General features: G+C 58.0%; 15 protein-coding genes and 1 pseudogene. 8 read left to right on the forward strand and 8 right to left on the reverse strand.

What is annotated here, in order from left to right; all coding sequences use genetic code 11:
• Nucleotides 1-14 precede the first annotated feature (14 nt).
• From G3M63_RS04040 to G3M63_RS04050, 3 genes are all read left to right on the forward strand, one after another.
• The gene (locus G3M63_RS04040) at nt 15-842 is read left to right on the forward strand and encodes a formate/nitrite transporter family protein (RefSeq protein WP_150299854.1); all 828 of its coding nucleotides are present in this window, start codon (nt 15-17) and stop codon (nt 840-842) included.
• A gap of 1 nt (nt 843) precedes the next feature.
• On the forward strand, nt 844-2,613 hold the full coding sequence (locus G3M63_RS04045) for a bifunctional protein-serine/threonine kinase/phosphatase (RefSeq protein ID WP_256669934.1): 1,770 nt from the start codon (nt 844-846) through the stop codon (nt 2,611-2,613).
• Nucleotides 2,614-2,722: 109 nt separating this feature from the next.
• Nucleotides 2,723-3,259: a DUF1523 family protein gene (locus tag G3M63_RS04050; protein ID WP_163981930.1), complete on the forward strand. Its 537-nt coding sequence runs from the start codon at nt 2,723-2,725 to the stop codon at nt 3,257-3,259.
• 5 nt (nt 3,260-3,264) lie between these two features.
• Here the strand turns inward: G3M63_RS04050 and G3M63_RS04055 are convergent, their stop codons facing one another.
• The 8 genes from G3M63_RS04055 to G3M63_RS04090 all read right to left on the reverse strand — a co-directional run bounded on the left by G3M63_RS04055 (nt 3,265) and on the right by G3M63_RS04090 (nt 8,139).
• Complete coding sequence (locus G3M63_RS04055) at nt 3,265-3,837, reverse strand: sugar O-acetyltransferase (RefSeq protein WP_256669935.1); 573 nt, start codon at nt 3,835-3,837, stop codon at nt 3,265-3,267.
• On the reverse strand, nt 3,827-4,663 hold the full coding sequence (gene mepA / locus G3M63_RS04060; protein ID WP_163981931.1) for a penicillin-insensitive murein endopeptidase: 837 nt from the start codon (nt 4,661-4,663) through the stop codon (nt 3,827-3,829). The genes G3M63_RS04055 and mepA overlap by 11 nt, the downstream gene beginning before the upstream one ends.
• Before the next feature lie 14 nt (nt 4,664-4,677).
• Nucleotides 4,678-5,802, reverse strand: a complete 1,125-nt coding sequence (locus G3M63_RS04065) for a S9 family peptidase (protein WP_218573653.1) — start codon at nt 5,800-5,802, stop codon at nt 4,678-4,680.
• 222 nt (nt 5,803-6,024) lie between these two features.
• Nucleotides 6,025-6,576, reverse strand: a complete 552-nt coding sequence (locus G3M63_RS04070) for an ATP-dependent Clp protease proteolytic subunit (protein WP_150299858.1) — start codon at nt 6,574-6,576, stop codon at nt 6,025-6,027.
• A 32-nt stretch (nt 6,577-6,608) separates the two neighbouring features.
• A complete protein-coding gene (locus G3M63_RS04075) occupies nt 6,609-6,788 on the reverse strand; it encodes a DUF2795 domain-containing protein (RefSeq protein WP_163981933.1) in 180 nt (59 codons plus the stop codon).
• Nucleotides 6,789-6,849: 61 nt separating this feature from the next.
• Nucleotides 6,850-7,191 carry a general stress protein gene (locus tag G3M63_RS04080; RefSeq protein WP_150299859.1) on the reverse strand — a complete coding sequence of 114 codons (342 nt, stop codon included), beginning with the start codon at nt 7,189-7,191 and terminating at the stop codon, nt 6,850-6,852.
• Nucleotides 7,192-7,394: 203 nt separating this feature from the next.
• Nucleotides 7,395-7,958 (reverse strand): GGDEF domain-containing protein, encoded by a 564-nt coding sequence (locus tag G3M63_RS04085; RefSeq protein WP_163981934.1) that lies wholly within the window; start codon nt 7,956-7,958, stop codon nt 7,395-7,397.
• Between the two features lie 19 nt (nt 7,959-7,977).
• Nucleotides 7,978-8,139 (reverse strand): hypothetical protein, encoded by a 162-nt coding sequence (locus tag G3M63_RS04090; RefSeq protein WP_163981935.1) that lies wholly within the window; start codon nt 8,137-8,139, stop codon nt 7,978-7,980.
• 153 nt (nt 8,140-8,292) lie between these two features.
• Here G3M63_RS04090 and G3M63_RS04095 point away from each other — a divergent pair, with 153 nt between their 5' ends.
• The 5 genes and pseudogenes from G3M63_RS04095 (at nt 8,293) to G3M63_RS19700 (ending at nt 12,186) form a co-directional block, all read left to right on the forward strand.
• Nucleotides 8,293-8,463: a general stress protein gene (locus G3M63_RS04095; RefSeq protein ID WP_150299861.1), complete on the forward strand. Its 171-nt coding sequence runs from the start codon at nt 8,293-8,295 to the stop codon at nt 8,461-8,463.
• Nucleotides 8,464-8,793: 330 nt separating this feature from the next.
• On the forward strand, nt 8,794-9,039 hold the full coding sequence (locus G3M63_RS04100; protein WP_150299862.1) for a hypothetical protein: 246 nt from the start codon (nt 8,794-8,796) through the stop codon (nt 9,037-9,039).
• A 76-nt stretch (nt 9,040-9,115) separates the two neighbouring features.
• On the forward strand, nt 9,116-10,165 hold the full coding sequence (locus G3M63_RS04105) for a glycosyltransferase family 2 protein (protein ID WP_163981936.1): 1,050 nt from the start codon (nt 9,116-9,118) through the stop codon (nt 10,163-10,165).
• A 995-nt stretch (nt 10,166-11,160) separates the two neighbouring features.
• Nucleotides 11,161-11,295 (forward strand): annotated as a pseudogene (locus G3M63_RS19695) (HAMP domain-containing protein); the annotation flags it as partial.
• On the forward strand, nt 11,296-12,186 hold the full coding sequence (locus G3M63_RS19700) for a methyl-accepting chemotaxis protein (RefSeq protein ID WP_371923573.1): 891 nt from the start codon (nt 11,296-11,298) through the stop codon (nt 12,184-12,186). It begins immediately after the preceding pseudogene.
• Nucleotides 12,187-12,294 lie beyond the last annotated feature (108 nt).

Genomic DNA, 12,294 nt, shown 5'->3' on the forward strand with positions numbered 1-12,294 from the left:
CTGAGTAAATTGTTATGTCTTATCTGGTACCCGCTGAATTCGTCACCAAAATGGTCGATGCAGGTGAATCAAAAATCTTCATGGCCACCCGCGATGTGCTGATCAGAGCCTTCATGGCCGGCGCCATTCTCGCTCTGGCGGCAGTATTTGCCGTGACCATCTCAGTACAGACCGGCGTCCCGATTGTCGGTGCGATCCTTTTTCCGGTCGGCTTCTGCATGTTGTACCTGCTGGGCTTCGACCTGCTTACCGGCGTGTTTGTCCTTACACCCCTGGCGTTGATTGATCGGCGTCCGGGCGTAACGATAGGCGGCGTACTGAAACACTGGGGTTTTGTGTTCGTCGGCAACTTCTGCGGCGCCCTGACTGTCGCGGTGCTGATGGCGATCACCTTCACCTATGGCTTTTCCATCGAACCCGGTGAAGTCGGACAAGTGATTGCCAACATCGGCGAGAACCGTACCGTGGGCTACAAGCAGTACGGCGCGGCGGGGATGCTTACCGTATTCATCGGCGGAGTGCTCTGTAACTGGATGGTCTCGCTGGGCGTGGTTGGCGCGATGATCTCGACCACAGTAAGCGGCAAAGTCATCGCCATGTGGATGCCTGTCATGCTGTTCTTCGCGATGGGCTTCGAGCACTCGGTGGTCAACATGTTCCTGTTCCCCTCGGGCCTGATCATGGGCGGCGATTTCTCGCTACTGGACTACCTGATCTGGAATGAACTACCGGTGGTGCTCGGCAACCTGATCGGCGGTCTGTCACTGACCGGCCTGACGCTCTACACCACCCACGTCAGAACCGCGCCCAAGCGCCCTAACTACGCAGCCAAGGCGCTCTAAAGTGGGAGTAACCCAGTCGTGTCTGCGGCTGGGCCGTGATCAGGCCCCCGGGCCTGGTCATTTGCGCATTGCCGTCGGCCAGTACTCCGACAAGGGCCGCAAGCAGACCAATCAGGATTTTCACGGGCTGTGCATACCCTGCGAGCCGCTGCTCAGCTCCAAGGGCATCGCCATTGCGCTGGCAGACGGCATCAGCAGCAGCGATGTCAGCCATATTGCCAGCCAGTCAGCGGTCGCGAGTTTTCTCGAAGACTACTACTGCACCGCCGAAACCTGGTCAGTGAAAAAATCCGTGCAGCGCGTTCTGGCTGCCACCAACTCCTGGCTGTACGCCCAGACCCGGCAGAGCCAATACCGCTACGATCTCGACCGCGGATATGTGTGCACCTTCAGCGCCATGGTAGTGAAATCGCGCACGGCACACCTCTTCCACGTCGGCGATGCCCGCATTTACCGTGTACAGGGCAACGCGCTGGAACAGCTCACTGAAGATCACCGGATGCGGGTATCGGCGGACAAGAGTTACCTGAGCCGCGCTCTGGGCATTGATGCCTGGCTGGATATCGACTACCGCACCCTGCAAGTTGAAGTTGGCGACACCTTCATGCTGCTCACCGATGGTGTGTACGAGCATGCCAGCAGTCGCTTCATGCTCGCTGCCATCGCGGCGACCCCCCTGGATCTGGACCTGGCCGCCCAGCGCATGGTTGAAGAAGCGCTTGAGCAAGGCAGCGACGACAATCTCACGGCGCAGATCATACGTATCGAAGAGTTGCCGGATCAGGCCGCCGATGAGTTGCATCAACGACTGACCGAACTGCCGCCACCGCCCATCCTGCAGCCGGGGGAGGTGTTTGATGGCTACCGGATTATCCGTGAAGTGCATGCCAGCAGTCGCAGCCATGTATATCTGGCCGAGGACGAACAGGAACCCGGGTTTATCGTTCTGAAAACCCCGTCTACTGATCTACAGGACGATTCAGCCTATCTGGAACGCTTTCTGACGGAAGAGTGGATTGCCCGCCGCATCCGCAGCAACCACGTACTCAAGCCCTGTCCGATCAATCGGCCGCGCAATTATCTGTATACCCTTACCGAATACATCGAAGGGCAGACGTTGGCCCAATGGATGCTCGATAACCCGACGCCGGATGTCGAAACCGTTCGCGGCATTGTCGAGCAGATCGCCAAAGGGCTGCAGGCCTTTCATCGAGCGGAGATGCTGCATCAGGATCTGCGCCCCGAAAACATCATGATCGACAGCAGCGGCACAGTGAAGATCATCGACTTTGGCTCCGCCAAGGTGGCCGGTCTGGCAGAGATCACCGCAGCGGTGCAACACAACGACATTCTCGGAACAGCCCAGTACACCGCTCCCGAATACTTCCTGGGCGAGAGCGGCACGCCGCTTTCAGATATGTTTTCGCTGGCCGTGATTACCTATCAGATGCTCACTGGCAAACTGCCCTATGGTGCGGAAGTGGCCAAGTGTCGTACGCGCGCCGCGCAGAACAAGCTGAAATACCAGTCAGTGCTGGACGACAACCGGGAGATTCCCGCCTGGCTCGACGAGGTAGTGAGAAAAGCGCTGCAGCCTAGCCCCAACAAGCGTTACACAGAGCTATCGGAGTTCGTCTTCGAGCTGCGCCGTCCCAGCCGCGAGCTGGCCAATCGCGCCCGCCCACCTTTGATCAAACGCAATCCTGTGCTGGTCTGGCAGTGGATCTCAGCCGTTTTACTCATGGTCATAGTTCTGCTGTTGATGCGCTGACCTGGCCGCTAATCAGGCTAAATGGCCTACTTCGTGGAACCTTTAGCCTTCACCCTGCGCCTATCCTCTACACTCGTGAATATTCAGAAGCAGTGATCGGAGTAGACGGATGAGATGGATCAAGCGGTTGGGCATAGTTGTCATCGCGTTCCTGGTTATCAGCGCGGCGCTGGGCCTGCATTACATACTGCCAAAACATGACGTTGTGCATGTCACCGGCGTTGAGGTCAAACGGGTCGATGATGACGGCGTGGTCAACGCCGAGAATCCGGCTGAAGGGCCTACTCGCGACATGTACTTCATCAATACCGCGGATCCCGACAGCAACAAGGTGCGGGTGTACCGTAACGAAGATACCGGCTGGGGCTTCCCCTGGTATTTCAAGTTCGACTCCGCCGATGTGCAAGCCCGCGCTCAGGATTTTTCGCGGAACAGCAATCAGCTGGCGCTGATTCGCTATTACGGCTGGCGGCTACAGATGTTCTCGACATTTCCGAACATCACTGACATCGAGGCCACCACCACCCGGGACGAGCCCCTGCCTATATTCAATATACTGTTCTTCCTGGTGGTCGGTGGTGTGATTATGGCGGTTTTCCTGGCGACGCGTAGACGCTCGCAGCGACGTCTGGATAGGCCCATTTAAACAGCTCAATCCGCAATGGCCTTGATCACCCGGCATGGATTGCCCGCGGCAAACACCTCAGCCGGTATGTCGCGGGTCACCACGCTGCCCGCGCCGATTACGGTACCGGCACCCACAGTTACGCCCGGACAGATAACAGCGCCGCCGCCAACCCAGACGTCATCGCCAATGGTGACTGGTTTGCCTGACTCAAGTCCGGTGCGCCGCTGTGCTGCGCTCATCGGGTGAGTTGCGGCATACACCTGCACGCCCGGCCCAAACAGCACGTTCGAGCCAATAACGACGCGCGCCACATCCAGAATCACACAATTGAAATTGAAGAAGACCTTGTCCCCGAGCGTGATGTTATCGCCGTAATCACATAAAAAGGGCGACTCAATCGTCACATCGCTACCGCAGTCAGGCACCAGCTCACGGAGCAGCCGGTCACGCTCGGCCTGCTCGCTATCACTGGTATGGTTGAATGCTCTGGTGAGTAGCCGCGCCCGGTTCCGCGCGGCTACCAGCTCCGGCGACAGCGGATCATAGAGTTCGCCACGCAGCATCTTGTCTCGTTCTGGCACCGTGCTATTGCTCAAGTACGGCCTCACAGGCTGCCGGTACAGTGCGGCGCGGACTGGATTCGCGCGCCAGTCGGGGGGTTGGCTGAATGTTATCGCAGCCTTCTCCTGGCGGCGGTGCAGGCTGATCGACGCATTCCGGCGAACCCGCAGGGCAACGCAGACGGACATGCAGATGCTCGTCATGCGCGGGCCATGGCCGGATCCTGCGCAGCCAGCTTCGGTCTTCCCAGTTGCGCTCACACAGATCCCGCTTGACGGCGGCATCGACAAAAATGCGCGCCACACGGTCATCAAGCGCGGCAAGGTGAATCAGCTCGGCGTGCCTGTCGGTCCAGCGCTCAGGGTCCATTCTGCCGGTCTCCGGATCGACCAGGATGGGCTGTTCCAGCATCTCGCGGCGACCAGGTTCCAGCGCCGGCAAATCAAGCCGGAACCAGATATCCACATCCAGGCCGCTTTGATGACTGACATGCCCATAGGACATGGGACCGCCTCGCGGCTGCGCCATATCGCCCACCAGTATCGGGCCGAAGCCTTCCTCATCCACCCGCTCGCCGAGAGCCTGAATGTAATCAAGCAGCGAGGGGTGCCCATAATGGCGACGCCGCTCGAGATCGACTGCCTGATAGCCCGTGCCTTGCTCGGGCAGCTGCTGCGCGCCGATCAGGCAGGCACCGCCGTGATGCCCGATGATACGGGGCTCACCCTCTACCGGCCCCGCCGCCGTCGACCAGTCCTGCTGGGCAGCGGCGTCGGTTGGCCAGGTGATTGTCAGAATGCCCACTGTCATCAGGCTGAGCACCAGCAAGGCTGTACGGATCGGATTGAAAAAACTGCGCATGGAAGCTGGCCTTATCACTTGTGCTGGCGCGCCAGCCAATCGAGACCCGGACGATAGAGCATGTCGTGCTCCCCCTCAAAGATCACCAGATCGGCCGGGCCCGACTGAAGATGTAACACCACGTTCGCGTTTGCTTCTTCGAACCGGGGATAGTCGCCGTCCTGATGAATCGAACGCTCGCTCAGCGCCTCGGGGATGCTGCGCTCGGCGTTCAGCTGTTCGATCAGGTCGGGTGCGATCCGGTCATCCTCCTTGGCCAGATCATTGAAGGCGCGCAATGCCTGCTCCGGCGGAACGGTCTCATCGCCCAGGCCATGCGCGATATGAACCGGGAATTCACCGCGCACGTCCTGTAATCGCGACCGCGGGCTGCGTTCCAGGCACTCGGCATAGGCATCGGTGCCTTGCTCCGGCTCGCCACCGCAGGCACCGGCAATTTCGCCGGCGTATTTCGCGCCCTGCGAGTCGTTCCACTGATACCAGGCAATCAGGTCATATACCGGCACCCATAACGACACCCCGGCAAACACGTCCGGATGACGGCTGGCCAGATGCATGGCATTCATAGCCCCGCCTGAATAACCCAGCAGGTAGATCCGCTGCGGATCGATATTGGCGTTCTCGCGCGCATAATCGAGGGCATCCTGCATGTCGGACATCACCAGGTCAGAGGCGGTGGACTCGGGCCGGCCGTCATTCTGACCGCGGAAATCCGGATGCATGAACACCCAATCGTTGGCGACCGCAAATTGCGCGATGGGGATATCGATATTCTGCAGATAGTCTGTGCTCCAGCTATGCAGCACCAGCAGCAGCGGTTTCTCCTGATCCGAACCGGAGTCATAAAACAGCGCCTTCTGCGAAGCGCCATCAGCCGAGGCGGGTATCTCGATGTCTTTCACATCGGGGACCTGTTCGCGCCACCTGGAGAGATCCGCCGCGACCAGACCGCCCGGAAATTCCGTCACCCGCAGATGTTCGCTGGGATGCTCGACCTGAACCTGCGCCCCGCCATGGCCATCACCCTGCGAAGCCGTTGCCGGGCTGGAGTTTGAGTCACTACAGCCAGAAACAGTCAACAACCCAAAAATGAGCGCGATGGGTAAACCGAACCTGGTGATACGCCTGGACTGGATCATGGGGTGTCTCCGATCGTGGGCGCTCCTTGCCATGGCAGTACTCGGCCGCGCTGATTGACGGCTATATATTCTGCGACTCCGGGTCTGGATAAATGTTCTGCCGATCAGCTGGGAGTCTGCGACATCCAGATCGAATGGTCATGCCCCGAGAGTCCGCTCCTGGTTGCCGGCCATGGCTCATTCAGCCGGACCCCTGGCTTGCTGTGGCTCGAAGCGACTCAATCAGGCGTGGATACAACAGATCGTCGCGCCCCGCGGCGCTGTCAGCTCGTCGACCTCATGGACCAGTCCGGTCGCTATCGCCTCGCTCGGATTGAGGATACGCGGTGCTGCGGTCAGATAACTGAGGGTATCCAGCGAGTCGCCGACATCCTCGGTCCGTTCGCGGACGATATCCGCATACATCTGAAGGTCGTAATCCAGGCTCATGGCATATTCCGACATGCGCGAATGATCGACCGAACCATGCAAGGTCCAGTGAAAAGGATGAAACAGGAACTTGCTGTGTTTACAGGCAGTGCGACGCTCGCCCGCGAGATAAATAATGTTGCCCATGGATTCGACCGTCCCCAGATTATGGGTATGCACTGGAATGGGCAAAGACATCAAAAAGTTGTACAGCGAAAATCCGTAGCTGCACTCACCACCCATTGTGGCAATTTTGACGATCAGCTCGGATGCTTCGCTATTGACCGCGTCCGAGCATTTCCTGATGAGCTGTCCGGTAGTCGATGAGTTGATCGGGCCGGTGAAATGAACGACATATGACGTCATGGCGATCCTCGGGTCTGGTGATTTTACTCAGCTTAGTTCACCTCGCCGTAACCTTTCATAACATCTGCCATGTTGTCGTATTGCTGTTCGGGCATCTGGTCCAGCACGTCCCGCTCAGCCCCGTTCTGCTGGTCCCGGCTGGCAGGGAAATCGATACCTTTCAGATAGGTGCTTACGTTTGCCGGGGAGTCGCCCCCTAGGCCTCGGGTCATGATTGCCTCCGTTATCAATAGATAAAAAGAAGGCGGGAGCCTGTGCCCCCGCCTGTCCGCATCAGCTATTGCGGCCGCCGCTGTGGCTGTTCTGGCCACCTTTGCGTCCGGCTTCGGATGCTTTTTCGCGGTCATTGGCGAAGTTGCCGCCACTGTTCTGACCGCCTTTGCTGCCCGCTTCCGACGCCCGTTCCGGGTCGTTGGCGAAGTTACCTCCGCTGTTCTGGCCGCCTTTGCTGCCAGCCTCAGAGGCGCGCTCAGGGTCGTTGGCAAAGTTGCCGCCGCTGTTCTGGCCGCCCTTGCTACCGATGTCCTGATAGAATTCCTTGTCGTGGGTTTGCGAGGTTTTCTGACCGCCCTTCTGACCGGCCTGGCTTGTGCTCATGTTGTCTTTACTGGACATACAACTCTCCTCTAGACAAGTGCAATATCACCTAAATATCAAAGGGATACGGTACCGCCTCGGTTGTTTTCCGAGCGTCATACCGCCCTCACCAACTACGAAAGGAAGCCCTCTGGAAAGTTCACAACCATTCAGCAGACCAGGCGTTTTTAGGGCACACGCGCCCGGCTGAGCGTTTTCTGCCTGGTCCACGCGACGGCATTTCAGCCGTTGTGAAAACGGTAACAGTTGCGACCGGAGTGTTTTGCCTGATACATCGCGCTATCGGCGCGCTGCAGCAGGTCCTCAGCGGATTGTGCATGTCGGTTCAGAATGGCCACGCCGAGGCTGGCGCCAATGCTGACCTCGACCCCGGATTCGATTCTGATAGGTTCATTGACTCGCTGCAGGAATCGATCAAGAACCCGCTCGATACCTTCCCGCCGCGCCGTGCCCTCCAGAAGCACCACGAACTCGTCGCCGCCGAGCCGGGCGACATAATCTGACTGACGGCCCAGCTCGGTCAGCAGCGACGCAACGTGCTGCAGGACCTTATCCCCAACTGCGTGGCCGTAGGTATCGTTGGCCTGCTTGAACCTGTCGAGGTCGAGCATGACCAGACCACAGCTGTAGCCCGGATCGCTTTCGACGATCCGCATCGACTGATCGAGCCGCTTCATCAGGCCGCGACGGTTGCCGACACCGGTGAGCAGGTCGGTAACGGCCATGTGCTCAGCGGCGTGAGCGGCCAGCTGTCGCTCGGTTACATCATTGGCTACGCCCGGCAAGCGGCCTTCTCCGAAGCTATTAGGTAAAATGCTGACCCAGCGAGAATACTCGCCGCTCTGAAGTTTCAGTTCGATGCCGAAAGCGTTTCTCCTCGACTTCGCGCTGCAGCCGCATGCTGCGCTCATCACGGATGGATCTGACCAGACGTTCGATCATGCCACTGCTTGTATCTACTCCCATTCAGCTATTTCAAGAAGAATTTTAACGACGAATTGGAATTAGCTTTGCTTTCAAAAACAGGAACTTCAATCGAGGCAAGGGTCGAATTCTGCAAGAGCGATCGATATCCGGTCGTTCGTGTATGTCCCTGACACCAAGTGAGGAGATTGACACATGACTACCAATAAGAACCCAGGCAACTTTGCAAACGATCGAGAGAAAGCGTCGGAAGCAGGGAAAAAAGGCGGCCACAACAGCGGTGGCAACTTTGCAAACGATCGCGAAAAGGCTTCAGAAGCCGGCAAGAAAGGCGGCCAGAATAGCCATGGTGGCGGCCGTAGCTAACGCAACCATAAACGGAGGCCACGGCCTCCGTTTTTCCCTGCTTCGACGCTAAGCCTTCCCGCCGCTCTCACTTCTTCAATGTCTGAATCTCAATTCTCGCCTCCAGATAAATCGTCTCAAGTGTGCGACAGCTCACAGACGCGCTAGTCGAATCATGCCAAATGCACGGCCATTCGCTGGCCATCGTGCAAAATGCAATACTCCTAACGCCTGGCACTTCGTCTATCTTATTGATAAATAAGCACAAAATGACTTACCACTACTTGGTACGAGGCTTGCAAAAGTTATGGGCGCATAAAACTAACAAATCCGACCAAAGGAGTTTCGAAAATGGAATATCGCCCGGCTTCGCTTGTCTCACCAGCAATTGCTCTCGTGCTTGGAGCCGCGTTGATGCTCATTTTTCAGAACAATATCGACCAGGCCGAAGCAGCGGTCCCAAGCTACCATGGCACCAATGTCAGCGGCTTTGAATGGCAGTCTCAAGCGCCTGTTGAAGCAGCTACACCTGCATTGCGCATGACCGACAACCCATTGGTACAGACTCCGGCCCGCCAACAACGGTGGGTATTCTAGATCGGCAGTCGGTGGTAAGTGGCCACCAGGATAGGACGTCACGTTCTGCACGCAGCACTCATAGGGAGGTAAGAAAATGAAGATCACCGCGGTAATTCTGACGTACAACCGGAAAGACCTCCTGAGCCAGTGCCTTGATGCGGTCAGTCGCCAGTCCCGGCCCTGTGACGAGATTATAGTCGTCGATAATGCGAGCACTGATGGCACAGAGCAAATGCTTCGTCAGCTGTCCCTGCCCAATGTGACGATACACCGTCTCTCCGAGAACATTGGCGCCTCGGGAGGTTTCAATGCAGGGTTTCGCCTTGCATATCAGAGCGGCACCGATCAGGTGTGGATGATGGATGATGACGTCATTCCCGCTGAAGATGCCCTGGAGCAGCTGCTCAAGGCCGACAGGTTACTTGCCGAAAAGGCAATTGAACCCGCCTTCCTGCTGTCCACCGCCTATACCGAGCACGGCCTGGTAACCAACGCCCCGAGCATTGACCAGCGCCCCAACCGTATCGCCTATGAAAACTGGCCCCTGACGCTTGAGCACGGCATCGCACCCGTGCGCCGAGCCACCTTCGTCTCCATCCTGGTTCCGCGGCGTACGCTGGCCACTTACGGGCTGCCGATCGCCTCGATGTTCATCTGGGGCGAGGATACCGAATACACCTTGCGCATCACTGAACATGCCCCCGGATTTGTCGTGGGAAGCAGTAAGGTGGTACATCTGCGCCAGGAAAACGGGGCGATCGATATCATGGCCGAGCGTAATCCCAACCGGGTTAAATACCATCGCCATTACGTGCGTAACGAAGTTTTCGTGGCGCGCAAATACTACCGCCCCCGCCGGGTGGTGATATCGGTTCTTCACCAGTGCAAGATCGCACTGAAACTTCTCAGCCGCGGCGACTTCAACAAAGCCAGCGTCGTGTTCAGAGGCTTGCTTGAAAGCGGTCCGTTCTACCCGTCCACCGAAGCTGTGGATGCGCCAATCGCAAACCTTGGCGTTACCGTTGATAGCTATACCCCCGGTAGCAGCATTGCCGGATGGGAGCCACCGGATCAACTGACCCTGGTTGATCTGTGCGATTACCATTTTTCCCGGCAAACCATGGGGTCGGTCAACCTCACCTGACACCGGATCGCTCCGTCGGTCATCACTCTGTCATAACGCCTTCCTAGACTGCCCCGGCTGGGGATGGCGGCATAATGCCGCCATCCCGACTGCATCTCAATCAGCGGTCAGGGGACAGGATGACGATCAGGCGAAAAACGATAATGCTGGTATGCCTCGGGCTGGCTGGCATTTGCTTGTTATACGCTTGCGGGCTGTATATCAAACATCTCGAGCGCGGGTTCCAGCGCCTCGAACAGCACCTCAGCAAAACAGCGTTAAACATGGCCAGTCTGGAAGCCGATCTCGCGGCTTTCGCCAGGGATCCATCCACCGCCCTGGGCGAGCGGATCGAGCAATCGCTGCTTGAACTGGATGCCGGCTGGCCAGTTCTGCAGGCTCTGCAGGAGGACGTGGGGCTGATTGAAGCCGAGGCGGAAATAGGCCGTCTGATCCGGTATCAGACGGAGATCGGTGGGCATTTCGAACATATGCGGAGCTATTGGGAGCGGATCGGTTTCGAGCCGGGGGATGGCCTGCTTGGCGAGCTGGACCACGTCTCTGGCCAGATCGCCGTTGTCACCGAGCAGGAGTTTGACGCTGAGCTGATCAGTAAGAGCGAGCTGTTGGCAGCCCCGCTGTTACGGTTCCGTCTCGATGGCGATCTCGCGCAGTCTTCTCGCTTCCTGAAAACGCACAAGCAGATCAAGCGTTACCTGACACGCGACTTCAGTGCTGACGATCCGGCCAACCAGCCCCTGCTGCAAGGTCTGTTTGATCAATATAAAAACCATTTCATGAACCTGGTGCTGGTTACCGAACAACTCGGGATTGATGATTCCAAGGGTGTCCGGGCCGCATTGAACGCGTCCCTGGACCTCTTCCGCACAGAAGTCGATCGCTTGCTACAGACCAACCAGCAGGTTATGCAGCAGCGTGAAGTGCATTTTCGCACCCTGGAGCTGGGTCTGACCGCAGCGATTGTTCTCGCCTTCCTGGCAGTGGCCTGGACCTTGATGCGCGCCATCATGCGCCCCATCGAAGCGCTCACCCACACGCTGCAACACGTACGTGACACCAAGGATATGTCCGCTCGCTTCAGGCAAACCGGGAACGATGAGATCAATCAGGCCGGGCACGTATTCAATGAAATGCTTGAAGGCTTTCAGCAGCTCAACCAGCAGATCCGCCATAGCAGCGAGTTGGTCGCCAGCGCCTCTGCTCAGCTATCGATCAACAGTCGCGAGGCGGCCAGCTCATTGAACCAGCAACAAACGCACGTTACGCAATTCGCCGGGGCAATAGACGAAATGGAATATTCGATGCAGGACGTCAGCCGTAACTGCAGCCACGGCGAACGTATCGCAGCCTTGGCGCAACAGCAGGTCGAAGAAGGTGCTCGCCTGGTCGAGACCAATATCGCCTCGCTGCACGTTCTAGCCAACACCGCTCGCGATACGTCGGCTGCGGTGCAGCAGCTTGAGCAGGACAGCGCGCAAATCACCAACATCCTCGACATACTCGGCGCGATTGCCGAGCAGACCAACCTGCTTGCACTGAATGCCTCCATCGAGGCGGCTCGGGCTGGCGAGAATGGCCGAGGCTTCGCGGTCGTCGCCGACGAGGTCCGCAACCTGGCCCGCCGCTCGCAACAGTCCGCAGCGGAAATCGCCGGCCAGGTCAGCGATTTACAACGCACCGCCCGGCAGGCCGCAACGATGATGAACCAGAGTCTGACGGAAAGCGAAACCGCAGTGACCCATGCCGGCGGCATTCTCAAGGCATTTCGGGCCATTACCGATGGAATGCATGAGCTGGGCGGAAAAACCAGCGAAATCGCGACTGCTATCGAGCAACAGACCGTCGCTGTCGCAGGTATCAATGAACGCATCAGCAGCTTCAGCCAACTGCTAGGCCAAAGCGCTGTACAGGTTACGCAAAACGCCGTAGCCAGCGAGTCGATAACCGAACAGGCGCACATCATGGAACAGGCGCTGGCCCGGTTTGCCACCACTCATAACGACGTGAATGCGAACAGCTAATTGAAAAACAGGCGTATGCGGGTTTACATCAACCGCATGGTCAAGCCGCTGCACGATCCGGATACCCGCGCTTATCCAAAAGCGCAGGTGCCGGGGAGCGAGCGATGG

The sequence above is a fragment of the Pseudomonas sp. OIL-1 genome (assembly GCF_010669185.1).
GTDB classification, from domain to species: Bacteria; Pseudomonadota; Gammaproteobacteria; order Pseudomonadales; family Pseudomonadaceae; genus Halopseudomonas; species Halopseudomonas profundi.

Coding starts and splice junctions, on each gene's coding strand:
- G3M63_RS04040 (WP_150299854.1), top strand. CDS start 15: ATGTCTTATCTGGTACCCGCTGAATTCGTCACCAAAATGGTCGATGCA.
- G3M63_RS04050 (WP_163981930.1), top strand. CDS start 2,723: ATGAGATGGATCAAGCGGTTGGGCATAGTTGTCATCGCGTTCCTGGTT.
- mepA (WP_163981931.1), bottom strand. CDS start 4,663: ATGCGCAGTTTTTTCAATCCGATCCGTACAGCCTTGCTGGTGCTCAGC.
- G3M63_RS04065 (WP_218573653.1), bottom strand. CDS start 5,802: ATGATCCAGTCCAGGCGTATCACCAGGTTCGGTTTACCCATCGCGCTC.
- G3M63_RS04070 (WP_150299858.1), bottom strand. CDS start 6,576: ATGACGTCATATGTCGTTCATTTCACCGGCCCGATCAACTCATCGACT.
- G3M63_RS04075 (WP_163981933.1), bottom strand. CDS start 6,788: ATGACCCGAGGCCTAGGGGGCGACTCCCCGGCAAACGTAAGCACCTAT.
- G3M63_RS04080 (WP_150299859.1), bottom strand. CDS start 7,191: ATGTCCAGTAAAGACAACATGAGCACAAGCCAGGCCGGTCAGAAGGGC.
- G3M63_RS04090 (WP_163981935.1), bottom strand. CDS start 8,139: ATGGGAGTAGATACAAGCAGTGGCATGATCGAACGTCTGGTCAGATCC.
- G3M63_RS04095 (WP_150299861.1), top strand. CDS start 8,293: ATGACTACCAATAAGAACCCAGGCAACTTTGCAAACGATCGAGAGAAA.
- G3M63_RS04100 (WP_150299862.1), top strand. CDS start 8,794: ATGGAATATCGCCCGGCTTCGCTTGTCTCACCAGCAATTGCTCTCGTG.
- G3M63_RS04105 (WP_163981936.1), top strand. CDS start 9,116: ATGAAGATCACCGCGGTAATTCTGACGTACAACCGGAAAGACCTCCTG.
- G3M63_RS19700 (WP_371923573.1), top strand. CDS start 11,296: ATGCTTGAAGGCTTTCAGCAGCTCAACCAGCAGATCCGCCATAGCAGC.